24 protein-coding genes and 1 pseudogene are annotated in these 23,874 nt (G+C 40.9%); 2 read left to right on the forward strand and 23 right to left on the reverse strand.

Annotated elements, in window-relative coordinates; translation table 11 throughout:
- Positions 1–15: 15 nt before the first annotated feature.
- A complete protein-coding gene (locus AC3ANV_RS17435) occupies positions 16–1,176 on the reverse strand; it encodes an MFS transporter (protein ID WP_488309954.1) in 1,161 nt (386 codons plus the stop codon).
- 199 nt (positions 1,177–1,375) lie between these two features.
- On the opposite strand from AC3ANV_RS17435, the gene AC3ANV_RS17440 reads away from it, so the two are divergent.
- Positions 1,376–2,005 carry a DedA family protein gene (locus AC3ANV_RS17440; protein WP_488314264.1) on the forward strand — a complete coding sequence of 210 codons (630 nt, stop codon included), beginning with the start codon at positions 1,376–1,378 and terminating at the stop codon, positions 2,003–2,005.
- Positions 2,006–2,327: 322 nt separating this feature from the next.
- Positions 2,328–2,918, forward strand: a pseudogene (locus tag AC3ANV_RS17445) (transposase); the annotation flags it as partial.
- Between the two features lie 285 nt (positions 2,919–3,203).
- Here the strand turns inward: AC3ANV_RS17445 and AC3ANV_RS17450 are convergent.
- The 22 genes from AC3ANV_RS17450 to eutS all read right to left on the reverse strand — a co-directional run bounded on the left by AC3ANV_RS17450 (position 3,204) and on the right by eutS (position 23,851).
- Positions 3,204–4,277 carry a Ger(x)C family spore germination protein gene (locus AC3ANV_RS17450; RefSeq protein ID WP_488309955.1) on the reverse strand — a complete coding sequence of 358 codons (1,074 nt, stop codon included), beginning with the start codon at positions 4,275–4,277 and terminating at the stop codon, positions 3,204–3,206.
- Positions 4,274–5,365 carry a GerAB/ArcD/ProY family transporter gene (locus tag AC3ANV_RS17455; protein WP_488309956.1) on the reverse strand — a complete coding sequence of 364 codons (1,092 nt, stop codon included), beginning with the start codon at positions 5,363–5,365 and terminating at the stop codon, positions 4,274–4,276. Before AC3ANV_RS17455 ends, AC3ANV_RS17450 begins: the two co-directional genes overlap by 4 nt.
- A 15-nt stretch (positions 5,366–5,380) precedes the next feature.
- Entirely contained in the window at positions 5,381–6,898 is a 1,518-nt protein-coding gene (locus AC3ANV_RS17460) for a spore germination protein (protein WP_488309957.1), read from the reverse strand.
- 156 nt (positions 6,899–7,054) lie between these two features.
- The gene (locus AC3ANV_RS17465; RefSeq protein WP_488309958.1) at positions 7,055–7,393 is read right to left on the reverse strand and encodes a hypothetical protein; all 339 of its coding nucleotides are present in this window, start codon (positions 7,391–7,393) and stop codon (positions 7,055–7,057) included.
- 90 nt (positions 7,394–7,483) lie between these two features.
- Positions 7,484–8,428, reverse strand: a complete 945-nt coding sequence (gene mdh, locus AC3ANV_RS17470) for a malate dehydrogenase (RefSeq protein WP_488309959.1) — start codon at positions 8,426–8,428, stop codon at positions 7,484–7,486.
- A 12-nt stretch (positions 8,429–8,440) separates the two neighbouring features.
- On the reverse strand, positions 8,441–10,045 hold the full coding sequence (locus tag AC3ANV_RS17475; RefSeq protein WP_488309960.1) for an amino acid permease: 1,605 nt from the start codon (positions 10,043–10,045) through the stop codon (positions 8,441–8,443).
- Between the two features lie 57 nt (positions 10,046–10,102).
- On the reverse strand, positions 10,103–10,978 hold the full coding sequence (eutC, locus tag AC3ANV_RS17480; protein ID WP_488309961.1) for an ethanolamine ammonia-lyase subunit EutC: 876 nt from the start codon (positions 10,976–10,978) through the stop codon (positions 10,103–10,105).
- Positions 10,979–10,990: 12 nt separating this feature from the next.
- The gene (locus tag AC3ANV_RS17485) at positions 10,991–12,352 is read right to left on the reverse strand and encodes an ethanolamine ammonia-lyase subunit EutB (protein ID WP_488309962.1); all 1,362 of its coding nucleotides are present in this window, start codon (positions 12,350–12,352) and stop codon (positions 10,991–10,993) included.
- A gap of 3 nt (positions 12,353–12,355) precedes the next feature.
- Positions 12,356–12,739 carry a BMC domain-containing protein gene (locus AC3ANV_RS17490; RefSeq protein ID WP_488309963.1) on the reverse strand — a complete coding sequence of 128 codons (384 nt, stop codon included), beginning with the start codon at positions 12,737–12,739 and terminating at the stop codon, positions 12,356–12,358.
- Between the two features lie 2 nt (positions 12,740–12,741).
- Positions 12,742–13,017, reverse strand: coding sequence for a EutN/CcmL family microcompartment protein (locus AC3ANV_RS17495; RefSeq protein WP_488309964.1), 276 nt, complete (start codon positions 13,015–13,017; stop codon positions 12,742–12,744).
- Positions 13,017–13,658: a hypothetical protein gene (locus tag AC3ANV_RS17500; protein WP_488309965.1), complete on the reverse strand. Its 642-nt coding sequence runs from the start codon at positions 13,656–13,658 to the stop codon at positions 13,017–13,019. The genes AC3ANV_RS17495 and AC3ANV_RS17500 overlap by 1 nt, the downstream gene beginning before the upstream one ends.
- Positions 13,655–14,305 carry a phosphate propanoyltransferase gene (gene pduL / locus AC3ANV_RS17505; RefSeq protein WP_488309966.1) on the reverse strand — a complete coding sequence of 217 codons (651 nt, stop codon included), beginning with the start codon at positions 14,303–14,305 and terminating at the stop codon, positions 13,655–13,657. Before pduL ends, AC3ANV_RS17500 begins: the two co-directional genes overlap by 4 nt.
- Positions 14,306–14,323: 18 nt before the next feature.
- Positions 14,324–14,614: a BMC domain-containing protein gene (locus AC3ANV_RS17510; protein ID WP_307408437.1), complete on the reverse strand. Its 291-nt coding sequence runs from the start codon at positions 14,612–14,614 to the stop codon at positions 14,324–14,326.
- Positions 14,615–14,666: 52 nt separating this feature from the next.
- Entirely contained in the window at positions 14,667–16,184 is a 1,518-nt protein-coding gene (locus AC3ANV_RS17515; RefSeq protein WP_488309967.1) for an acetaldehyde dehydrogenase (acetylating), read from the reverse strand.
- A gap of 20 nt (positions 16,185–16,204) precedes the next feature.
- Entirely contained in the window at positions 16,205–16,858 is a 654-nt protein-coding gene (gene eutL / locus AC3ANV_RS17520) for an ethanolamine utilization microcompartment protein EutL (protein WP_488309968.1), read from the reverse strand.
- Between the two features lie 13 nt (positions 16,859–16,871).
- Complete coding sequence (eutC, locus tag AC3ANV_RS17525; protein WP_488309969.1) at positions 16,872–17,906, reverse strand: ethanolamine ammonia-lyase subunit EutC; 1,035 nt, start codon at positions 17,904–17,906, stop codon at positions 16,872–16,874.
- Between the two features lie 12 nt (positions 17,907–17,918).
- Positions 17,919–19,277 (reverse strand): ethanolamine ammonia-lyase subunit EutB, encoded by a 1,359-nt coding sequence (locus AC3ANV_RS17530; protein ID WP_488314265.1) that lies wholly within the window; start codon positions 19,275–19,277, stop codon positions 17,919–17,921.
- A gap of 24 nt (positions 19,278–19,301) precedes the next feature.
- Positions 19,302–20,735, reverse strand: coding sequence for an ethanolamine ammonia-lyase reactivating factor EutA (locus AC3ANV_RS17535; RefSeq protein WP_488309970.1), 1,434 nt, complete (start codon positions 20,733–20,735; stop codon positions 19,302–19,304).
- Positions 20,736–20,821: 86 nt separating this feature from the next.
- The gene (locus tag AC3ANV_RS17540) at positions 20,822–21,418 is read right to left on the reverse strand and encodes an ANTAR domain-containing response regulator (RefSeq protein WP_488309971.1); all 597 of its coding nucleotides are present in this window, start codon (positions 21,416–21,418) and stop codon (positions 20,822–20,824) included.
- A 6-nt stretch (positions 21,419–21,424) separates the two neighbouring features.
- Positions 21,425–22,861 carry a sensor histidine kinase gene (locus AC3ANV_RS17545; RefSeq protein ID WP_488309972.1) on the reverse strand — a complete coding sequence of 479 codons (1,437 nt, stop codon included), beginning with the start codon at positions 22,859–22,861 and terminating at the stop codon, positions 21,425–21,427.
- Between the two features lie 115 nt (positions 22,862–22,976).
- Complete coding sequence (locus AC3ANV_RS17550) at positions 22,977–23,495, reverse strand: EutP/PduV family microcompartment system protein (RefSeq protein ID WP_488309973.1); 519 nt, start codon at positions 23,493–23,495, stop codon at positions 22,977–22,979.
- A gap of 14 nt (positions 23,496–23,509) precedes the next feature.
- Positions 23,510–23,851, reverse strand: coding sequence for an ethanolamine utilization microcompartment protein EutS (gene eutS / locus AC3ANV_RS17555; RefSeq protein WP_488309974.1), 342 nt, complete (start codon positions 23,849–23,851; stop codon positions 23,510–23,512).
- Positions 23,852–23,874 lie beyond the last annotated feature (23 nt).

Genomic DNA, 23,874 nt, shown 5'->3' on the forward strand with positions numbered 1-23,874 from the left:
CACAAAGATTTAAGGTTAGGCAACAATCACTTTTTTGTTTGAATAGGTTTTATATACAAATAAACCTAAACATCCGGCAAATGAAAAATAACTTAATAGTCTATATAACACAACTCCGCCAAATTGATCAAGAATCATCCCACCGCCTAATGATCCGATAATCCCTGAAAGGCCGAAGAATGCAGATATGAAAAACAACTGACCGGTGGCACGAAATTCAGCAGGAAATAAGCCAGTGGCATACTGGAACGTACATAAATAAAAAACACCAAATGTAATCCCATGTATCGCCTGAAGAAGGATGACTTCAGAGGGAGTATCCGCAAATGAAAATAACAACCATCTAAAGCCGTATAATCCTGAAGCAATTACAATATAGGTCATTTCGTTAAAAAATCGGAGCCAAAATGAACTAAACAAAAAGACAACGGCTTCTGCTGCAACAGCAACAAACCATGATAAACCTATTAATGATTCATTCCCACCCAGCTGCTTTATATAAATTCCCGAAAAAATATCATTTGCCCGATGTGTAATCGTTACAAACATAATCATGACTAAGAATAAAATAAATCTAGGTTGAAAAATAACTTGAAGGGCTCCCTTTATATTGATTGGATCTTTGGTTGCGTTTACATCTGCGACTTTAAAACAAAACACAAAAGCGATCAATGAAACTACCAAATATGGATAAATCAAATGGTTAACTCCAATCCGTAACAGGATTTGTCCGCCTATTAATGATGTTAGTGCAAAACCAATTGACCCCCACATTCTTATTCTGCCAAACGAAGTTCCGACCAGTTGTGATGTGTTTAACGCTAAGCTGTCCCCCAATGCCCCGACTGGCGACATAAACGAAAAAAAGATCGCGCACAGTAGTAAGAGCATCCAAAATGAATTCACTTGAAACAATAGAATGCTGCTAATCATTACACCTATTAAACAGATAATCATCACTTTTTTTATCGTTTTATACTTATCGCTGATATAACCCCAAAAAGGTTGTGACAACAGCGAAGAAAATGGTCCTACTGCCATTAACCAGCCGATTTTTGTTCCGGATAGGTTATGCCCTTGAAAATATATTGGTAGAAAAGTAGATATAACCGTTCCTGATGATTGAAAGAAAAAAAGAAAAATACTTAAATACATGAATGTCCGTTTATGCAGCACATTAATCCCTCTTTAGAAAATAATATTGTCAACCTTATGTATGAAGAAGTTCTTTTTATTTTAAACTAATACAATGGACCGAAAAGTACAAGTTACTTTTTCATGTGCATGTAATGTATTTGAATAAAAAATAGATTACTACAAATGATATATATCGGGTAAAAAGAAAAATATGATATCAATTATTTTTTTAGATGGGATGGTTATATTGGGACAGCAAATTGATTATCTTCTAGGACGGTTCGGATACTTTGGAATCATTTTGGCCTTAATAGGGGGAATTATTGGACTCCCGATACCTGATGAGGTTCTTCTTACATATGTCGGGTTTAACGTTTACATCGGAAAAATGGCGTATATCCCATCTTTAGTCAGTGCTTTTACGGGAGCGATTGGGGGCATTTCGCTTAGTTATTTTTTGGGAATTAAATTAGGGTTACCATTTTTAAAGAAATATGGTCCAAAATTGCATATTAATGAAGCAAAAATCAATAGAACCAAAAACCTATTTAGTAAAATAGGACCTTTTTTACTTATAATCGGGTACTTTATCCCCGGAGTCCGGCATATAACAGCTTATCTGGCCGGGATCAACAATTATTCCTATAAAAAATTTGCTTTATTTGCCTACACCGGAGCCCTAATATGGAGCTCAGCTTTTATTACCTTAGGAAAGGCACTTGGGGATAAATGGAGTAACGTCATCTATTATATTGAAAGGTATAGACTGTTTATTATTCCCTTGGTTGCTCTTGCTGTTATTGTTGGTGTTTTTGTTTTTTGGCGAAAAAGAAAAAGTGCTGCTGAAACGAAAGAGGCTTATGAATAACCCCCGTTTTATATCAAAGCCGAAGATTATTCTTCGGCTTTCAGGCTGTCGAAAAACCCTCGGCAGCCTCTTATTTTATTCGTTCACTTTAACAATCAACCGCGTTAATTCGTTATAATATATTAGTATATCGGTTACAACCTGTCTGTTGATTGGCGCTCCAGGCACTTCGCTTTCCGCAGGCGTGACGGGAAGCCTCCTCGTCGCTTCGCTCCTGCGGGGTCTCCCCTGCCCCGTACTCCCGCAGGAGTCTTCGTGCCTTCCGCGCCAATCAACAGAGTGTTTTCAATAAAGACCTTCAGTTCAACTAATAAATAAAAAAATAAGTCGATTTGGATTTAATGTAGAATCTGTAGCACTTGATTCAGGCTATCTCGCTAACCCTATTTGTAAGGGACTATCTGATCGTAACATTTTTGGAGTTATTGCTCATAGAAGGTTTCACCCTACTAATGGCTTATTCCCTAAATGGAAATTTACATATGATAAAAGAACGAGATATATACATTTGCCCTAATAATCAAGAATTAACATACAGAACAACAACCCGTGAAGGTAATAGAGAATAAAAGTCTGATTCGAAGAAATGTCAGAACTGCCCACTTCTATCCTAATGTACACGGTCAAAAAATAAGGTAAAAGTGGTAACACGAAATGTAGGGGAGGAGCACGAGAAAAAGGTAAGTTAAATCGCTTATCTAAATCGGCAAAAATGCTTTATAAATTTAGAAAGGAAAAAATTGAGCGAAGCTTCGCAGACTCAAAAGAGCTGCACGGGCTTCGCTACTGCCGGTTACGGGGATTGAAGAATGCAAGTGAACAGGCTCTTCTAACTGCAGCCTGCCAAAATATAAAAAAGATTGCAATACACTTAGCAAGGTTAGAAAAAGTGTGTTGCAATACTTTAGGTTGATTTGCCTCCCTGTTGATTGGAGCGGAGGGCACTCGACTCCTGCGGGATAGAGAGGTCACTGGAGACCCCGCAGGCGCCAAAAGTGCCGAGGAGGCTCCAGGACCTCCCCGCGGAAAGCGAGTGCCCGGAGCGGAAATCAACAGGCACATTAGCAGGGAGAATCAATAAATTTGGTATTTAGATTCTGACAAAATAAAAAATTGCAGAGAAAAATACCCTTTCTCGACAATCTGAAAGCCGAAGATTATTCTTCGGCTTTCTTACTTATTAGTTTTAAGATAGTGATTATTTAGTCACTCCATACTCAGTAATCTTTATTTTCACATTCGTTTTAATTGGCATTTCACGAAAATAAGCTTTATATTTATTGACAGTAAATGATCGGTCTTGGCTTTTTATGATATCCCCCAACCCAATTGGGTCTACATTTTGTTCTTGGATTGTAGCGATAATTTTTTTGTAATCTTTCGTGATTTGCTTTTTCATCTCCATTTCAAGGCTTTGGACTACTTTTTGATTATTTATCGTTCCTTTATATTCTCTTACCACCCCATCGATGGAGATATCTATGTTAACTTCGGGGACAGATCTTGAGGTGTCCACCGTATAATGCCTTTTAGAGCTCACATTCTCAACCACTGCTGAATGATGACCATTATGGATTGGAAAAATACCAGAATCAAAGTTTTCTACGAGCGTTTTAAACGCAAAGGTTTGCTTAAAAGGAATTTTTCCAACGTATTTATCGTCCTTAAATAAGGCAATCCCGTCTATTTTCACTTTTTTATTTTTCATCTTTAATAAGGGGAGAAACGGATCTCCCCCTTTTGAAAAATACATATACATCATTTGATGAAGATTTGTCTTAGGAATCGTTCCTATTTTGATGGATTTCTCCAATAAACTTGAATAGTAGAGACCGGTGTCTGTTGTTTGAAATTTTTTAGTGATAAAATCTTTTGCATTGCCTTCAACTACAGCAAGGAGCACCCGGGAACCTACACTTGGTTCTCGATTGAGATAATCAATAAAATTATAAATTCCATGCTCCGCCAGCTCTTTACTGTACAATGCAACTTCCAACTTTCCGCTAAATAATGGTTTATCTGCTTCGGAATCAAGTTTTGCCCGATTCTCCCGAATTAGACTGGAAACGTCTGAAAACGTTTGAGTTGAGATCGTTTTATCCGGTTTAAATACAGGTATTGAAACCGTTCCCCTGACATAAAGGTCATCTACGTAATCATAACCAACAGCCGTAACGAGATCGATATCATCAATGATTTTTTCTTCAGATGTACATCCTGCTAATAAAAGCATGAAAACAATAGTAAAAAATCTTAATGGAAGTTTTTTCATTTATTTTTTTTCACCTTGCTGTAAATAAATTGGCTGATAAAGATAAACGGAATGTAACCGAAAAAGACAAAATATCCTGAATAAGAAAGTGAATCTTTTAATAGTTGTATTTGGCTGTGTGTTTTAAAAAACGGAACAACAATTAATGTAACTAAAAGCGAAAACAACAGGGCTTTTCGCTGCTTTACTCCTAAAATTTGTTTTGCCCCTCTCATAAATGCCCAATAAGCTAATGTAATGTTCGGAAGGATCACTAAAGCCCAGGAGCTAATCCCGATATATTCAAATCTTTCAACAAAAGGCATTTCGATAATTTTCCATAAATCTAATGTTGGATAAAGATTTGTTTTTAGCTGCTCCTCACTATAGAATACGATGGTTACCATATAAGTGATGAGATAAATTAAAATACTAAATACATTTCCAAATTGCGCCCATTTTTGTGATTTCTCCGGATTTTTAATAAATGGATAATAGATAAACAGAGTAGAAAATCCAATATAACTAAGGGACATTCGTTTAGCCGACATCATGATGTCATTTATTGAATGGTGAAAAATCGGTAGTAAATTGTTATAGTGAGCAAATTCCAGCGGATAAATTAAAGTAAGAATTAAATAAAGCGGAAGCACAACTCCAAAAAAGCAAATACCCGTTACAATTCTGAATCCACCTTCCACGATATAATAAAACAAAGGAAAAAATATTATACATAACGAGAGTTGACTGATTTTCGGAAACATCCATACCTGAATCACTTCAAAATAGGATCGTACGTCAACAATTGCTATTAATAGGAAATACACTATAAGGAAAATATTAAAAATGTTCCCCAGCCACTTCCCAAATATGTTTTTATTGATCGCTATGATATCTGTCTTTTCTTTGTTTAACACACGGTACATCATCCAAATTAAAATATTAATATACAGTCCTGATAGGATGATCGAAATCCACGCATCATTTCCCGCCCATTTGACGATTTCAGCTTGAAAATTAAGAACACCAACTCCAATTTGGATGGAATTTATTAAGAATAAAGCTAGATAAGGAGAGACTTTATACCTATCTTCAACTGTTGTTTGCATTACTTCTCACACCACTCACTCATCAACATCTTTTTTTTCCTTTGCTTTTTTAGAATTAAAACGCAATGAATTTCCCGTTTGCAGTTTGATCGGTCTATTGGGGTTAGCTGAAAACGGAAACCTAAAAAATGCGTCTTTTAAATCTTGCATACGAGTTGGATAAATCGGTTCTAAAAATGGTCTTCCTAAAGAGGTCAACCGCAGTAAATGAGCAATCATATAACAAAAACAAACAACGACCCCTAACATGCCGTAAAAGTTTGCAAATAAAAGAAATGGAAAACGTAATAAACGAATCGTGTTACCCATTTGATAAACAGGCGTTGTAAACGAAGCCAACGCCGCCAATGCAACAATAATCAATAACACATTACTTGTTAGACCTGCTTCAACTGACGCCGTTCCTATAACGATACCTCCTACGATACCGATTGTTTGGCCTACCTTTGTCGGCAGTCTGGCACCGGCTTCTCTTAATAGCTCAATTGTTAATTCAAGAAAAATCGCTTCTAATATCGGTGGTAGCGGGACCTCACGTCTGGATGTTATAAGAGTTCCCATCAAGTCCTTTGGAATTAATTCATAATGAAAGGTTAAAGTGGCAACGTAAATAGGAGTTACCAGGATCGAAAAACTTACGGCAAATAAACGAATAATTCGAAAAGCTGAAGCGATAATCGGGTTTAAAAAATAGTCTTCAAAGGCTGCAAAAAATTCAATCAGTGACGTTGGACCAATTAATGCATGTGGCGAACCATTTACCAATACCACTACCTTGCCTTCAGAAAGAACGGCAGCAACACGATCAGGTCTTTCTGTATCCACTAGCTGCGGGAATAAGGATAAATGATTATCAGAAATCATTTGTGTAATATATGAGCTATCAATGATTTGGTCGAATTCAATATCTTTCACACGTTGTAAAACCGTGTTTACATTTTCTTCATTTGCGATACCTTCAATAAAAACAACAGATATATTCGTTTTTGATACAGTGCCGATTTCAAATTGTTTTACAGTTAACTCAGGAATGGGCACCCTTTTTCGGATTAAATTTAAATTAATCGACATAGACTCCACGAAGGATTCTTTAGGTCCTACTACTGAAAATTCAACTTCAGGCAGTGAAATAGCGCGCGATTGATGGGATTCTGCCTGCACTAATAAACATAATTCATCGAATTCATGTAATTGAATAACGACATAACCTGTATGAATTTTTGAATTAATAATAGTTACATCACTTGTAATAATAATATTTTCAATTGGTAAAACTGATTTAATGTTCTCTAAGGTCGTACCTCGAGCTTTATCTAAATGACACATTATGTCCTTATGTAAAATATCAGCATCTACAAGGGACTGATTGTACGAAATCCAATACTCATGCTCAAATTTAGGATAACAGTAGTGAATAAAGTCATCCGAATTCATTGATTTCTTTATTAATTCAAAAACATTATTAATTGAAGTTAATTCAGTTTCTTTCTGGGGTATGATCATTTTTTGTTTAAATTTAGGCTTTCTGAACATATTATTACGTCCTTTTGTAAGTACCTTTGGTATGCATGTTAATATTTTCTACCAATAAGTTTATAAGTAAACAAACAAAGCGGTATTGATATTTATTTTTTTAAAGAAGCTTTTCTCTGCTTGGTCCTGGAAAAGGTTTTTAATAGCAAGGCTATGTTAAATTTGCCTGTTGATTTCCGCTCCAGGCGTTCGCTTTCCGCGGGCGGTCCGGAAGCCTCCTCGGCGCATTCTGCGCCTGCGGGGTCTCGCTTGACCCGCTTTTCCCGCAGGACTTTGAATAAGCTTCCACGAATACTCACCGCACGAAGAAAATGCGATAGCATTTTCGAGGAGTCTCGCGCCTTCCGCTCCAATCAACATAGTGCCAAAATCAACAATGTGCTTTAACATAGCCAATAGCAAAAAGGGCTGGTCCGAAATCTGTGAAATCCGATTCGGACAGCCCTTTTCTTTTTTTATCCTATTCATTTTTACTTTAGATTCCTCTTTCGACATTTTACTTCCTTAACTAGTAATTATTAAAAAAAGACTCAAAAGGTCTTTTTATCACCATTTGTGTTAGCCCCATTGGATTAATATTTAAATTTACAATTGCTTTAGCAGCGACATTACATTCTGAACAGACTCAACTGACCTGTCCAATGCCTTTTTTTCTTGATCGGTCAAAGGAATCTCGATTATTTTTTCAATTCCTTCTCCCCCGATAACGGTAGGAACGCCCAAATATAAATTTCTATATCCATATTCTCCTTCCAGGTAGGCAATGGCCGGCAGAATCCTCTTTTTATCCTTTAATAGAGCTTCGGCCATCTGAACAAGAGAAGCAGCAGGAGCATAATAGGCACTGCCATTTCCAAGAAGACTGACAATCTCTCCCCCCCCTTTTCGAGTTCGTTCCACTATTGCATCCAGCCGTTCTTTAGGAATCAACTTTTCAAGCGGTATGCCTCCTGCATATGAGTATTGAACCAATGGGACCATATCATCACCATGACCACCTAGCACGAATCCGGACACATCTTCAACGGAAATGTTTAATTCTTGGGCAACAAACGTATTAAAACGTGCTGTATCCAATACACCCGATTGTCCCAATATACGATGTTTAGGGAAACCAGTTGTAGTAAAACATACATAGGTCATGGCATCCACTGGATTGCTGAGGACAATAATATAACTGTTTGGTGCATATCTCTTAATATTTTCTGATATTTCCTTGATAATGCCTGCATTAATACTTACCAGATCATCACGGCTCATCCCTGGTTTCCTAGCTACACCTGCTGTGATGATCACCAAGTCGGCATTCTGTATATCTTCGTAATCCGACGTTCCCGATATGTTGACATCAAATTTTTGCACCGGCCCTGTTTCGAGCAGGTCTAAAGCTTTTCCTAAGGTTGGGTTTTTTTGACTCGGAATATCAAGCAGGATGACATCCCCTATTTCTTTCTGTGCCAGCATTAAGGCAGTGGTAGCACCGGTAAAACCGGCACCGATGACAGCAATTTTTCTCCTCTTAAAGCCCATAGATATTCTCTCCTATACAGTTTCATTTGCTTCTATTTGAACTTCTCTATTATTAAGCCGGTTGTTTACATGCGCATACGTTCCTAAATGAGGACCTTGGTAAGAACGCCGTGCAAAGGAATAATACAATAAGACAATTAACACTATAATTATTAAAAATGCTTTCCCGGTTGTGTAATGCATTGTATAACTACCAAAAGTCACGTCATTTGGAGCGACGACAAACAAAATATCGAAAAAGACAATCCACAATAGTGCGATGACGTTAACAGAAACACTCCACTTTCCTAAATGCCAAGGTCCGTTATCTTCTTCTGTCCAAACTTTTCGAGAGATTGCACGCAACTTATAGAAAATCGGTAATAAGTAGGAAGTATGCAAGCCCATTACGGAAATTGCCGTTACAGCTGCATAAACACCAGGTTGAAGTCCTAACAAAAGCGCCACTACTACTGAAAGATAGATTGCCGGAGCCGGTGTCCGGAATTTCGGTGATACTTTTCCCCATATTTTTGAAAAAGGAAGTCCATTATCACGCGAAAAAGCGTAAATCATCCGCGATGTTGATGTCGCAGATGCGAGACCGCAGAACCACATTGCTACAGAAACCATCCAGGAGAGGAAAGATCCAAATTTGGTTCCCAACCCTTGTTGAACGGCTGCGAGGAACGCATTAGGGGCAGCAGCAACAGCAGTTTGATTTGTGATTGAAACCGTAACCATAGAAAGCATTAAGAATCCAAAAATTCCTGAAACCACAACGGACATATAAACACCCCAAGGAGCTCTTATACGGGGATCGAGGGTTTCCTCACTAATATGTGCGGAAGCATCATACCCCGTAAGGGTCCATTGCGCTTGTAGAAGCCCAAACATAAAAGCAACCCCGTATGGGATATGAAGACTATTGGTTTGGGTAGAGAAGGTTGTATCAAATAGGTACGAAATAGAATGATGGCTAGGTGCAAAGAAAGCTAATGCCGCGACAATTATGGCAACACCGACCATATGATAAATAGCTGAAACATCGTTTAGCTTTGCCACTAGATGAATGCCAAAATGATTAAGTAGTGCATGACTTAACAGGATACCTGCACATAGAAGATTTACCTCTGTAGGTGTAGGATTCGACCAAATTAATGCAGCTACAAACCCGGCCAAACCATAGTCGATTCCAGCTAATGTTGCAATTTGTCCAATCGTATTAAGTACGGCAGAAAACCAGCCAGTTGTACGATTACCAAGGATAGATGCCCAATGATAGACACCGCCGGATGTCGGAATCGCAGAAGTTAATTCCGCTAACGATGCAGACATAAACAAACAGAATAAAGTTACCAGCACCCATCCAATTCCGATTATTGCCGGCCCACCATTATTAAAACCTAAACCATAAAGAGTGACCCCGCCGGTAAGAATTGAGATTACAGAAAACGAAACAGCGAAGTTTGAAAAACCACCCATATCGCGTAATAATTCTTGCTTATACCCAAACGCATTTAAATCGTCCCCGGTATTCCCCTTTTTACGAGCTTTCTTGATTCCCTGATTGGCTTTCATAAAGATTCCAAACATAAACAACAAGGTAACGATAATTAATATAATCCCGATTGCCATTCATCCCTGCCCCCTATGGTAAATATTTTGAAAACGCATTCATTTCATCCGAACTGCTTAATCTTTCTCACGATTTCGTTTTTGAGAAAATTGAACTCCACTACACTTCAATTTTAACATGTCCTCTAGTAGGTCTGATAGATAGGCTCCCGCTTCAACAGAAGACAGCCCGCCTCTATGAATATTAGAGATAACGGTTCGATCGGCTTCAACGGTTTTTTCATTTGGACGATATACCATGTACGCGCTTAGGCTTTCATCTGTAGCTAAACCAGGCCGCTCACCAATAAGTGAAATAACCAGATCGCAGTTTAGAATAGAAGCGACATGATCCTGAACCCAGACGCGTGCCCGTTTAACGAATAAAGGTGAACCGACGCGAATATTTTTGAGCTGAAGTCCCTGCATCAATGCCGGTAAAAGGTCGGGCAGATTAGCTTCTATAGCGGAAGAACTTAACCCATCACATACAAGAATCTGAACCTGATTCTCTTTTTCTCCATTCCGTTCTAGCCAGTCAATTGAAGAAGGGCTAAGCCTTCTTCCGGCATTCAGACTCATTAGGTACGTATTCATATCATCTGCAGCTGTTTCCAAGATTGGTAGATTTAATTGATTTAAAATTTCCCCGCTCACATCTTTTCTAACGGCATCCTGTGCAGCAGCATGATCAATCCGAAAGCGGAGATAGCTGGATGTAAGCATCCGTGTGCCTGCTCTTCCAATCCCAATTCGAGCTGGAGTAGCTGCTTGTGCCCGTTCTATAGAAACACGGTTACGAGGATTGAATACACCAATACCTTGATTTTCAGAGAACGTAATGATTTTTTTATCTGAAGGAGTGACCCTTTTTTCATCTGTAAACGAAGAGTTCCGTGCACCTATAGCTTTGATGACAAGCGCAGCGATTTCATCTGTAGAAAGCGATTCCATCCGTTCACCCTCTTAATCGAAAATACTAAGATCACCGGCAATGTCAGTGAGTTTGCCGTTTTCCATGATTCCCATGCGTTCCAGCCACTGTTCAAATTCACGTAAAGGCCTTAATCCGAATAATTCACGCAAACTTGCATCGTCATGGAAGCTAGTGTCCTGATAATTTAACATCACGTCATCCCCTCCGGGAACACCCATGTAAAAGTTCGCACCAGCTATTGTGGTAAGCATTCCTGCGATTTCTTGATCGTTTTGATCTGCATGCATATGATTTGTATAGGTAGGAGCAATTCCCATTGGTAAACCATGCATTTTCCCCATAAATAAATCCTCTAAGTCCGCCCGAATCATTTGCCTGCCATCGTATAACGTTTCAGGACCAATAAATCCTGATACGTTGTTGACCATGAACGGTTTCCAATGCCTGGCGAACCCGTATGTGCGGGCTTCAAGTGTCTGCATATCAACCCTGAGATGCGCATTCAACGAAACCTCGGACCCCTGTCCTGTTTCAAAGTACAAACGATTCGGTCCAGCTGCGGTTCCATATCGTTTCATTAACTCGTGTCCTTCATCCAATAAGCTTTTTGATACGCCAAACGCCTCATTTCCTTTTTGCGTACCTGCTAAGCTTTGAAACATTAACGCTAGTGGGGCCCCTTGATTTAAAGCTTCAATTTGAGTTGTAATATGCGCTAAAACACAGTTTTGCGTGGGAATCTTCCATTTTTCCATAAAATCATGTGTCATATGAAGCAGACGCGTTACCGATTCAACGGTATCGACATTCGGATTGATACCAATCACTGCATCCCCCGATCCATACGATAATCCCTCTTTCAAAGAATATAGAATCCCTTCAGGGTTGTCGGTCGGATGGTTTGGCTGACAGCGAAAAGCCAACCTTCCCACCTCACCGATCACAGTATTGCATCGGGCTTGATATCTTATTTTTTGTGCTGCCATAACAAGGTCGATGCTGGACATCAACTTTGCGGCACCTGAAATCATTTCACTCGTCAATCCCTGAGAAATCCTTGATAGTTCATGAAGACCATTCTGATTTGAGAGAATATACTCACGAAGTTCGCCAACCGTCCATTCACAGATTTCCCGATATATGGACTGATTCAGGTCATCGTATATGACACGAGTGACTTCATCTTTTTCATAAGGGATAATAGGATTTTCATAGATTGTTTTTAACTGGATTTCACTCAGAACAACTTTTGCTGCCATTCGTTCCAAGGAAGATTCTGCTGAGATTCCGGCCATTATGTCCCCGGATTTTTCCTCACTCGATTTAGCAAGCACTTCATTTAATGAAGAAAATTGAAAATGTCGATTTTTAAGGGTTAAGGACCAATTCATCGATTATTCCTCCCCTGTAGCTTCTGTTATTCCCTCTCCCTCTTGGATTAGAGGATGAACACCTACAACGTTTTGAACATGTATTTCAGCTTTTTTTTCTGCTATTGACTCTTGGTTCTTTTTTTTAAACACGGTACTAACCTCATCATAAGGCCGGGGAATTACGTGGGCTGATATCAACTGCCCAACACGCCGCGCCGCTGCTTTTCCAGCATCAACAGCTGCTTGAACAGCACCAACATCGCCCTCGACGAGGACTGTTACCAATCCCCCATCAATTTTTTCTTGATTCACTAATTGGACGTCTGCGGCCTTTATCATCGCATCGGCTGCTTCGATGGAACCGATTAATCCTCTTGTTTCAATCATGCCTAGCGCTTTTCCCATCCTTATCGCCTACCTTCCACATCAATTGAATCTATAATCCCGATTATCACTGCATCAATCGGCAAATCCTCACTTTTAAAAATAAAACGGGCTGCACTTCCTCTTGTAACCATTACTCGGTCCCCAATCCCCGCACCGATGCGGTCAGCAGCAATTAAAGGAGTTTCCACAGGCACTCCTTGTGGATCTTCTAGCTGTACAAATAAAAATTTAAGTCCAGTCAAGCCATCCTCTTTACGTGTGGCCCAAACATTTCCAGTAACTTTACCGATTTGCATTATATTTGCTCCTCGTGATCGACTCGAAATTGGATTCCTTTTTCCTTTGCGGCATCCCGAGCTAAATTAGTAATAATGGTAGTTGATGCTACCCAAATTTCAGTTGCATTTATTGTCCGGATATCATTTTCCGTTAGCAGCCTTCGATCATAAACGTGCTGAGACGGTTGCAAGGATTCTATAAATCCAAACAAAACCCCATATTCCCTCAATTTTTTCTTATATTTCAGTAAATGAGCACGGTAACGAGTGACTCGTTCCGGTATCGAATGCTGGTCTCTCTTTTCAAGCAGCCATCTCATATCTTTCGAAGGCTCAAAAAAAACTGAATGCCCCATTAGCAAGGCTTTCGCGAGCAGCCAGCTTGCCGTAGTATCTGTTAATCCCATTGCACCCCTGGCAAGTAAATCCTGGTTTGCATCTAAAAAAACAAGCTGCTGATAGTCGGATTGCTCTTTGAGGCGGGCATCGTCAGCGTTAAATACCTCTACCCGCCAATGTTCCTTAAACTTCGAGGTGAGATACTCGATTTTTTCTGTCGTTGTAGTAGTTTCGCAGACTAATAAAAGTTTTGGTTTTTCAGTTAACCTGCCAGCCACTTCGAGAATGATTTGTTCTAACAGATGTTGATCAATTTTCATACTGGTACACTCGAATTAAGAAGAATCGCCTTGTCACCTGTCATGGACAATGAAGCATTGGCCTCATCGGTGTCAATGTGCATTTCTAATTGATAACGTGGAGAAACTCGGATGAGAACCCGGTCAAACAGAACCGGACGCTGTCCTTGTATTTTGACTTTTACATATTGGCCATTTTCTACATTAAATTGCTCGGCATCCTTCGGTGCCATATGAATGTGATTTTGAGCAATAATCAGTCCTTCTGATAGATAAACGCTACCGTGCGGACCAATAATCGTTGCAGGTGATGATCCTTTAATATCGCCAGATTCACGTAAGGGTGGGTTTAATCCTAATTTTACTGAATCGGTTTTACTAATTTCGATCTGTGTTGCCCCCCTAACTGGTCCAAGAATGCGGACTCTTTCGAGACTTCCTTTCGAACTAACTACAGTTACCGTTTCGTTAGCAGCAAATTGACCAGGCTGAGAAAGGTTTGCTTTTTTTGTTAGCTGATAATTTTTTCCAAACAACATCTCGAGATGCTCTTTACTTAAATGGATGTGCCTGGCGGAAACGCCGATCGGAATCGATGGCGTTTCCACTTCCTGTTGTAATTGTCTAAGCACTTTTTCAACAATTGATTGAATAGCTTGGGAATTCATCCCTTACCCCTCACTTCCTTACTCTGCTTGAATTTTCGGCAAAATGCTTTCCAATTCGTTATGTGGACGTGGGATGACATGAGTGGATAATAGCTCTCCAATTCGTTCAGCAGCAGCTGCACCGGCGTCGACAGCAGCTTTTACAGCTCCAACATCTCCTCTTACAAGGACTGTTACCAGACCGCCTCCGACATGAACTTTCCCAACTAAGTGTACATTTGCTGCCTTCACCATTGCGTCTGCAGCCTCAACGGATGCTACCAACCCTTTTGTTTCGATCATTCCTAATGCTGTAAGTTCTCTTGACATGTTTTATTCCTCCCAATATTTTAATTTAGAAATATATATTTTTATTTAGCTTTTAAAGCTGAGCTAATACCTTGCTGACCATTTGCGTAATGGTCTGTTGATTTACCGTAGCTCCACTGCTGACCCCGGCAAGAACCTTTTCTACTACCACTTGGATTTGGTCCGGGGAAAAAGAAGTGTTTTCCAATTGTTCAGTCTTTCGTTTCATCGGAACTTCAATGTCTTTTATCCCATGTGCGACGCGTTTGATATTCATTAAGTGTTCGGCACTAATGTTATCGCTCGTGATATTTCCGCCAAAGGAACCGCATCCAAGCGTTAATGAAGGCTTTAACGCCGTTGTTCCGCCCACCGCACCGATAGAAGATGGTGTGTTTATCAGTAATCTTGAAACCGGCATTTTGAGTGAAAAGGTACGAATTACTTGTTCATCTTCCGAATGAAGCGCTAAGGTATGCCCTCGACCGCCGATTGCCAATAACTGCTCGCAAATCGATAAAGCTTGGCCTGCCCCATCAACGGTATAGAATGGAAACACGGGTGCTAGCTTTTCAATCGAGAGCGAAACTTCTTTTCCAACCTTTGTTTCTTCCGCAATCAGAATCCGGGTATCCGCCGGAACAACAATTTCAGCCATTTTTGCAATTATTTGTGCATGCCTGCCGACAATTTTCGAGTTTAATTTTCCCGGCGCCGGTGATACAACCTGTTCAAGCTTTCGTTTTTCCTCTTCATTAAGGAAATATGCGCCATTTTTCTTGAATTCACGGATTACGTTCTCCCGAATGCTTCGATCGACCACCAATGCTTGTTCCGTCGCACAAATTGTTCCATTATCGAAGGTTTTACTATCGACGATCCGTTTAACCGCTTTAGTAATATCAGCTGACTTCTCGATATAGCAAGGGACGTTTCCAGGACCTACTCCATACGCAGGTTTACCAGAAGAATATGCGGCCCGGACTAAAGCTCCTCCCCCGGTTGCCAGGATTAAGTTCACATCGCGGTGATGCATCAGTTCTTGTGTTGCGGTCATTGTCGGCTTCTTGATCCACCCAATGATTCCCTCAGGTGCACCTGCACGAATAGCAGCTTCCAGACAGATTCTTGCGGCTTCCACTGTGCATTTGGCAGCAGATGGATGGGGGCTGAAAACAATCGCATTTCTTGTTTTAAGAGAAATTAAACTTTTAAAAATTGCCGTTGAAGTCGGATTGGTCGTCGGCACAATCCCTGCAATGATTCCGAAAGGACTGGCCACTTCTACGACCTTTTCTTTTTTGTTTTCCCGAATAACTCCAACCGTTTTCAAGTCGCGGATTGAATCATACACACCTATGGAGGCTACTTCGTTTTTAATGGCCTTATGCTCAAAGACTCCCATTCCGGTTTCATCTACAGCCATTTGAGCAAGCTCATCCTTTCTGCTAAAGGCTGCTTTAGCTGCGGCTTGCACGATTCGATCGACAGATTCCTGAGAAAATTCTTCATATTGTTTTTGTGCTTCTTTTGCTTTTTTGACTGCATCTCTCATCTCTTGAAGTGAGAGTAAGTCCTGATCGAACTGCATTTGTGTCGCTCCTTTCTGAGTTAATATGCGATTGGATTCCGGGCGATTTCGAGAATGCTTTTACGAAAAGCATCAGCTGCCGCACGACAGGCGGACTGGGTTCCTGTAACTAGTCCGCCGCCGAAGTTAGTTTCAGATGGCGGACCATAAAAAGCAGCTAATTGAACATCTGCTGCTTTTAACGCTGCATCTAGGCCATACATCGCTTCTAATGGAGGTGCAATTAAGTAAGCTAAGGGGGCACCTTCGTCGATTTTTGCAAGTTTTGATAAATAACTTCCTGTTCTGGCAACGACATGGGCGTACATAGTATGTGTCGCCTCTGGATTAATCGCTTCAAAATAGGCTTCATTTTCGATGACATTTCTTACAGCATCAACACCGCTGATCACCTCATCAGGAGAAGGTCCGGCAATAATACCGATAAACTCTCCTGACAATGGACCTGAGGCATGACTTGCTCCTGCATAAAATGACTTTGCATATACAACCTCTATATCAGCTCTTTTGGTCGCTTCATCTATTGCTGTATAGCCTACGTCATCGATGGTACAGGTGATGATTGCCAGGCTGCGCTGATGAAACTTTAGTTGAAACTGCTGTGCGAGTGCCGGGTCAGTATTCGGGATGATTCGAACGGCTAGTATCTCCGCCTTAACGGGCCGAAACTCCATAGGTTCCATCCTCCTAACTTTCTTTGCTGACCAGCGAGACACCGCTCGCTTGGTACTTTAGAATCTTTTGGACAACACTGCCAAGGTAGGCTCCTGCTTCCACTGGTGGTATCCCGCCAGTATGAATGTTGGAAATAACCATGCGATCCGCTTCAATTGTCCCTTTTCTCGGTTTATAGCATAGATAGGCGCTAAGAGATTCGGAGCTGACGAGTCCGGGACGTTCGCCGATAAAAAAAACCACCACTTCAGGCTGTAAAATCTCTCCGACTTCATCCATCGATGCGACCCGTCCCTTCTCTATGTAAAAAGGATTCCCATACTCAATCCCTAAATGGTCAAGAGATTGTAAGAACGATAGATAAACATCTTCCAAATTTTTTTCAATAGCTTGCGAGCTGAGACCATCTGAGGCAATAATTTGCACCCTTGGTTTAAGGTGACATTTTTCACGGATCTTGATTTTCGCTTCCTCACTTAATTTTCTTCCTAGGTCAGGCCGGCGGATATATTCCTCTTTATGTTCAACCATTGTACTAACGGAAAAAAGTTTAAGAGTGTCAAGGAGCTTTTCAGGAACCGTTCCATATACGGCATCTACAGCTGCTCCGTGATCCAGCCGAAATCTTAGCCATGTTTCCGTTTTAGGACGAAGACCAGCTCTTCCTACTCCAACTCTTGCAGGAGTTTTGTTTGCCCACTCCTGTAATGCATCCGGATGATTCGGGGAGGTGACACCAATCCTCGTTTGTAGTTCTGGAAGAATTGAATCCTCGTAATTCATAGGAATGCATGGAATGGATTCCTTTGAATTCCCTACATGGTCCCATAATTTCACCGGCTTTTCATCATCCAGTGCATGAACCGAATCTGCCTGCTGTTCCGAACCTGCTACCGTAAACTGCGGGATGGTTGATAAATGGTCCCATAGCTTGACCATTCCGCTGCTTGATGCTATTGGTTTAGTTATTGTTGCTTTTTTGACCGAAGGCTCCCGAATCTGTTCTAAAATCAGTTTGGTTATTGTCTCAATGAGCTCTTTGTTCATCCTCTCACCTCCTTACTTATGGAACACGGTTAAGTCGCCGGCAAGGGCAGTAAGTTTACCGTTTTGCATTATCCCAACATCTTCAAGCCATTCTTCAAACAGAGGAGCCGGCCTGCGGTTCAACGTTTGCCGTAATGTTGCAACATCGTGGTAACTCAATGATTGATAATTTAACATACAGTCATCCCCCATCGGAGCAGCAATGATAAAGTTTACTCCAGCGGCGGTCAACAGCACTCCCAAATCTTCAATATCATTCTGATCTGCCTTGATATGATTTGTATAACAGATATCGACCCCCATTGGGATGCCATGCAGCTTGCCCATAAAGTGGTCTTCCAACCCGGCGCGAACCACCTGCTTACAGTCATATAAATACTCCGGTCCGATAAACCCGACGACCGTATTCAAGATATATGGATCATAGCGCCTGGCAAAACCGTAATTTCTAGATTCCAGCGTTAATTGATCGATTCCGAAATGCGCTTCAGCAGATAGTTCTGAGCCCTGGCCTGTTTCAAAATACAAACGCTGCGGACCCGCAGATGTTCCCAGTTCACGAATCATCACGTTCGCCTCATCTAATAATGAAGCATTGATGCCGAATGATTTATTGGCCGCCTCAGTTCCAGCAATACTTTGAAAAATCATATCCGCTGGTGCTCCTTGCTCAATCGCCTTCATTTGCGTCGTGACATGTGCGAGCACACAATTTTGTGTTGGGATTTTCCATTCCCGGATGAAATCATGTGTTGCATGGAGCAGGCGTTTCACACTTTCAACCGAGTCATCAACCGGATTAATTCCAATCACAGCATCACCAATTCCGTAAGAGAGTCCCTCTTTTAAAGAGGCTAGCATCCCATCTACACTGTCTGTTGGGTGATTGGGCTGAAGACGGGAAGCAAGCGTACCCTTGTGGCCGATGGCAATATTACATTTCGTAACAATCTCCAATTTGTTAGCAGCGTGAACCAAATCCAAATTAGACATAAGCTTTGTAATGGCCGCAATCATTTCACTGGTAAGTGCCCGGCTTAACCGTAGAAGGTCTTCTCCAGTCGTATTGTCATCAAGGATGTATTCCCTTAATTCTGCAATCGTCCAGTTTTGGATCCTCCGATACGCTTGTTCATTTATTTGTTCTTCAATGATCCTGGAGACCTCATCTTCCTCCGCTGGTATTAAGGGATGATTGCGGATATCACTGACTGTGAGGGAAGCTAATACTTGTTTGGCGGCAATTCTTTCTTGTACTGATTCTGCTGAGATTCCTGCCAATCGGTCCCCGGACTTTTCTTCATTGGCTTTAGCAAATAGTTCTTTCAACTGTTTAAACTGGTATACCTGCCCTAACAAACGGGTCTTCATTATCACAAAGTCTCTTCCCCTTTCCTACGAATGAAACGCGAGTGTTTTGATCACTACTGGTACTACCTCCGATTTCAGCTTATTGCCGATATCCAAGTAATCACCTTGTTCGACAAGTATCTGATCGATACAGATAACATCCCGCTCAGCCTGTAAAGTCTGGAGAGTTTGCCCAAGGACTTTGGCCAGGTCATCAGCAAGTACGATCACGATCGGATCACTTTGGTTTGGCTGAAGTCTATAGGCATCAAGAAGCCATTGCCCCAATAGCTGGACATCTCTGAAGCGCAGAAATGGCAGGTCTGTCAGATAAAGAGCGAAATTCCTTCCTTCTAGCGCCGGGTCATATACTTGGATCGCTTGTTGGACGGTGTCTTTCACTTTTTGGGCTCCGTCCTTGAGATTTCCATTTAGTCTGAATTGATAAACCGGTAAATTTTTCAACGGCAGAAGAGCAGGATTAACCTGGATGGTTGCTCCGCTTATATGTGTGGTTTGTGTACCAGCTCCAAGGACCGTTGCTCGGACTGTTTCAGCAGGTGGAATCCATTCCCAGCTTTTCAGTTCGGAATTCCTCTGCAGCTCTCTTGCCAAATACACTCCAATATCAGAGTAATAATCGGAGGAGGATTCCTGTCCATATATGCATTCGCTCACCCCGCCTGAAAACATGATTTGATCAATTGGACTATTCCAATCAGGCAGATGTCCAAGTAGCAAAACCTCGTCTTCAGCAATGACTTTACGCTGTAATACATGAACTAAAACGTTTGCCATCGTCTGTGTTACAAGCCGTATCCAGCCGTCATCTACCGGGTCCCCAACAGATAATGACACACCTAATTGTTTCAATAATTCACGGACAGGAGGAGAAACATGTTTTACCCTGTCTTTCTCAAATTCGATTAGCCGACCACCGATATGGAGGGTGCAAGTTCCCTTCAAATGACCTTCTTGATAAACTGCGATATTCGCTGTTCCTCCGCCAATATCGATATTGGCGATTGTTTTCCCTGTCTCCTTGGAACGCTGGTACGCCCCTGAGCCTTTAGCTGCAATGATTCCTTCTAAATCAGGACCAGCAGTTGCGACTAAAAATTCACCCGCTTGATTCGATAAGAGATGCAGCATTTCTTCAGCATTCCGCTTGGTTGCTGTTTCACCTGTTATGATGATTGCACCCGTTTGAATATCCTTGGGACGGACACCTGCTTTTTTGTACTCTTGCTCCACCAGAGCGAGAACGGATTCCATATCAATCAACGTCTCACCATGAAGTGGAGTCCGATATATGGAACTTTTATAGAGAATTTCTTTTTCAGTAATCTCAATTCGCGGTACATGGGTTGAACCAGCTGTATTCACCAGCGTAAATCGGCTCAAAATTAATTTGGTGGTACTTGTGCCTATATCGATTCCAGCACTTAGAATGTGTTCCTTCCTTTGCAACAGTTTCACCCCCCCAAAAAAACAAAACGGCGCTTAAACAACGATTGATATAATCGTTATTTAGGCGCCGTTGCCCTATTTTATTCTTTTATTAGTTAGCCGACTGAAGCATTAGAGTCTAATTCTCTGTGGAGAATAATGTAATCAGCCACTGATTTCAGGGTCTTTCCATGGTTCATACTATAGGATCTCAACATTTTAAATGCTTGCTCTTCACTAACCTGGTATACTTCCATTAGGATTCCTTTTGCCCGTTGGATCGTTTTCTGGTCTTCTATTTTTTCTTCCATTTTTTTTATATCATTTGTCAAAGCTTTCAAGCGATTCGCTTGTGCCATCGCAATCTCTACCGCAGGAATTAGATCCCTCTCAGAAATAGGTTTTACCAGATAACTGAGAATATGAGCATTCTTTGCTTCTTCTACCAAATCACGCTCACTATATGCGGTCAAAAGGAGGACTGGAATTTGGTAAGCTTGATAGATGATTCGGCCCGCCTTAATTCCATTCATCTTCGGCATTTTGACATCCATAACAATCAAATCAGGTTTATGTAGAGCGGCTAACTCTATCGCAGTATCGCCTGAATTTGCCTCCGCAACAACATCAAATCCTGCTTCTTTTAACATTTCTTTGATGTCCATGCGTAGAATAGATTCATCTTCCACAACCATAATTCTGGATTTACCCATGTCCAATCATTCCTCTCTGTCCGGGAACGTTACCCAAGCCATTGTCCCTTGCCCGTTTTTTGGCAAATATCCAAATTTCCCATTTAGGTCATAACTCGAGAGATTTTTTACAATCTCAATCCCTAAGTGATTCGTATCGATGTAATCATCCAACCCATTTCCATCATCAAAGACACCTAGTTCAATCATTTGACCATTTCGCTTGAAATGAATCGTTATATTCCCTTTAGAACGCCCAATAAAGGCATGTTTCATACAATTTTGTATCAATTCTGTCACGATTAAGGCTAATGACACTGCTTGTGCAGAGTTTAGCTCGATATCCTCTTCCGTATGTAAATGAATCGCCACTGAACAATCCGGTTGATAGGGATAAAAAACCTGCCCAGTCGTAATTTTCTTGATAATATTGACCATGTTTACCTTTTCAATCCCGCTGCTAGAAAGCACATCATGAACTGCAGCAATACTTGCTATTCGATTGAGGCTTTCTTGATATAATTGTTTTGTTTCCTCAGGCACACCCCGTCTCATCTGCATCCGAAGCAGACTAGCTACTGTTTGCAGATTGTTTTTGACCCGGTGGTGAATCTCCTTAATTACGACCTGATTTACCATCAGCTGACGCTCCTTATCCCTTAAATCTGTTATATCGCGGATATAGAGCAGCATACGTTTGGAATCCGCCTTCTTATCGAGTAAACAGATAGACCTAAGAATAAAAACCTTATCCATACTTCTCACTTCACGTTGGGAAATCCCTCGATGTGAAAAATCTGTTTCGACTACAAACGGCAGGACCTGCAGAATGTCTCGATTCGTTAAATTTTTTGTTTGATTCGGGCTGTGTTCTTTTATTAGTCTAATCGCAAAGTTATTCGCATACTGAATGGTACCGCCTTCCCCCAAAAGAATCAAAGCTTCTTCAAGGTAATCAGGTATCATTGGGTCCTTTAGAACGATATCCCATGTTCGCCCAAATTCTGCGGTTGTTTCAGACAAGATGGCAAGCTCCTGTTCCTGCTCCACTTGGGGGGTAATGTCTGTTTCCAAAATCAATAGTCCAATCGTAAGCCCTTCTTGATTTTGAATCGGTGTTACATTCTGACAAACATGTGACCCTTCGTGCGTTAAAGCCCGGTTCATCATAACAGGTCTACCTGTTCGATAGGCTTGGAAAACGGCAGGTTCATAGGATGCTAGGATCTTCTTCTCCACCACCCGATATCTGTATAGCGACGGAACCGTAGATGGTACTGCCTCCGCTATAACTACAGCTGTTTGCGGATCTTCTGTTACACAGTCGATAAACACATTCCCTTGGGCGAGATCTGCAATCATCTGCAGCGACTTGCTTTTTTCCACTAAAATCTCGATATCATTCTCAGTTAATGAAGTATGCAGCTTGCAAAGTCTGTTAATCTGTTGTTTAACATCGGTCATTTCTGGTGCCCCTTTAAGATAAAAAAAGCACCAATCTACATAGACCATCTATGTGGATAGGCGCCTTTGCCTATATTCCTATTAATTTGTTAAAATAATTATATAAAAAAATCTATTATTTGAAAAGGCTTTCATGGTAAAAAAGTTTAGAATTTTTTTTTAATTCCAAATATTCCTTCATTCCATTATAGTTCGAACAGGAAACCAATTCCCTTAACTCTTCAATACCATTGTTTTTAATAGATGATGTGACAATGATAGGCCCCTGAACGATTGCCCTCTTTAATTGAGAGATGGCATGTTCAATATCTGCTTGCTCAGCATCCGCTTTGGTGACCACTCCAATTGTCAGCTTAGGAATTCCCGAAGAAAAGCTGGGAGGAAACGTAATTTTTCGATTGGTGGCGTCTTGAATAAACAAGACATGCGTTACCTCTAATGCTGTAGCCATGATCGACTTATAAAAGTAGGGATTTTCTACGTACTCACCTGGTGTATCGACAATCCAGTCATAAAAATGAAGAGATTGTGTTTTCACGGCCTCAACATTGCGCCCTAATAATGCATTAGTCAACGTCGATTTCCCTGCTCCAATTGATCCAATGAGCATTGCCCGATTCGATGTGGTAAACATTAGAATCCTCCTTCCTATGATTTTGTAATAGCAGCAGGGGTATAGCCAAGATTTTCAGCTAAAAAAGTATTAATCCTTTGCATTGCCATATCTACTTCTGATACGCTGCCTACTAATACTAAACTTCCAGTAAAACGATCCAGGAATCCAAGCGAAACATTGGCAGCCTTGGTGGCTAAATCACCAGCTATAATGACGGTTTCACTTGGGGTCAACGTTAATATCCCGATAGACCCCGATCTTTGTATCCCTAACTTATCAAATAATTCTTCATCCGGATTGGCAATCAAATGGCTTAGGGTAACTTGTTTTCCGGGGACAAATTCTTGAATAAATCGCTTTTTTTCATCAGACATGTACAATACCTCCTAAAAAATAA

The organism is Neobacillus sp. DFD-2R (assembly GCF_057747865.1).

What these genes read in the sequence shown, in the direction of transcription:
- AC3ANV_RS17440 (WP_488314264.1), top strand. Translation starts at nt 1,376, where the DNA reads ATGGTTATATTGGGACAGCAAATTGATTATCTTCTAGGACGGTTCGGA.
- AC3ANV_RS17450 (WP_488309955.1), bottom strand. Translation starts at nt 4,277, where the DNA reads ATGAAAAAACTTCCATTAAGATTTTTTACTATTGTTTTCATGCTTTTA.
- AC3ANV_RS17455 (WP_488309956.1), bottom strand. Translation starts at nt 5,365, where the DNA reads ATGCAAACAACAGTTGAAGATAGGTATAAAGTCTCTCCTTATCTAGCT.
- AC3ANV_RS17460 (WP_488309957.1), bottom strand. Translation starts at nt 6,898, where the DNA reads ATGTTCAGAAAGCCTAAATTTAAACAAAAAATGATCATACCCCAGAAA.
- AC3ANV_RS17465 (WP_488309958.1), bottom strand. Translation starts at nt 7,393, where the DNA reads ATGTCGAAAGAGGAATCTAAAGTAAAAATGAATAGGATAAAAAAAGAA.
- mdh (WP_488309959.1), bottom strand. Translation starts at nt 8,428, where the DNA reads ATGGGCTTTAAGAGGAGAAAAATTGCTGTCATCGGTGCCGGTTTTACC.
- AC3ANV_RS17475 (WP_488309960.1), bottom strand. Translation starts at nt 10,045, where the DNA reads ATGGCAATCGGGATTATATTAATTATCGTTACCTTGTTGTTTATGTTT.
- eutC (WP_488309961.1), bottom strand. Translation starts at nt 10,978, where the DNA reads ATGGAATCGCTTTCTACAGATGAAATCGCTGCGCTTGTCATCAAAGCT.
- AC3ANV_RS17485 (WP_488309962.1), bottom strand. Translation starts at nt 12,352, where the DNA reads ATGAATTGGTCCTTAACCCTTAAAAATCGACATTTTCAATTTTCTTCA.
- AC3ANV_RS17490 (WP_488309963.1), bottom strand. Translation starts at nt 12,739, where the DNA reads ATGGGAAAAGCGCTAGGCATGATTGAAACAAGAGGATTAATCGGTTCC.
- AC3ANV_RS17495 (WP_488309964.1), bottom strand. Translation starts at nt 13,017, where the DNA reads ATGCAAATCGGTAAAGTTACTGGAAATGTTTGGGCCACACGTAAAGAG.
- AC3ANV_RS17500 (WP_488309965.1), bottom strand. Translation starts at nt 13,658, where the DNA reads ATGAAAATTGATCAACATCTGTTAGAACAAATCATTCTCGAAGTGGCT.
- pduL (WP_488309966.1), bottom strand. Translation starts at nt 14,305, where the DNA reads ATGAATTCCCAAGCTATTCAATCAATTGTTGAAAAAGTGCTTAGACAA.
- AC3ANV_RS17510 (WP_307408437.1), bottom strand. Translation starts at nt 14,614, where the DNA reads ATGTCAAGAGAACTTACAGCATTAGGAATGATCGAAACAAAAGGGTTG.
- AC3ANV_RS17515 (WP_488309967.1), bottom strand. Translation starts at nt 16,184, where the DNA reads ATGCAGTTCGATCAGGACTTACTCTCACTTCAAGAGATGAGAGATGCA.
- eutL (WP_488309968.1), bottom strand. Translation starts at nt 16,858, where the DNA reads ATGGAGTTTCGGCCCGTTAAGGCGGAGATACTAGCCGTTCGAATCATC.
- eutC (WP_488309969.1), bottom strand. Translation starts at nt 17,906, where the DNA reads ATGAACAAAGAGCTCATTGAGACAATAACCAAACTGATTTTAGAACAG.
- AC3ANV_RS17530 (WP_488314265.1), bottom strand. Translation starts at nt 19,277, where the DNA reads ATGAAGACCCGTTTGTTAGGGCAGGTATACCAGTTTAAACAGTTGAAA.
- AC3ANV_RS17540 (WP_488309971.1), bottom strand. Translation starts at nt 21,418, where the DNA reads ATGGGTAAATCCAGAATTATGGTTGTGGAAGATGAATCTATTCTACGC.
- AC3ANV_RS17545 (WP_488309972.1), bottom strand. Translation starts at nt 22,861, where the DNA reads ATGACCGATGTTAAACAACAGATTAACAGACTTTGCAAGCTGCATACT.
- AC3ANV_RS17550 (WP_488309973.1), bottom strand. Translation starts at nt 23,495, where the DNA reads ATGTTTACCACATCGAATCGGGCAATGCTCATTGGATCAATTGGAGCA.
- eutS (WP_488309974.1), bottom strand. Translation starts at nt 23,851, where the DNA reads ATGTCTGATGAAAAAAAGCGATTTATTCAAGAATTTGTCCCCGGAAAA.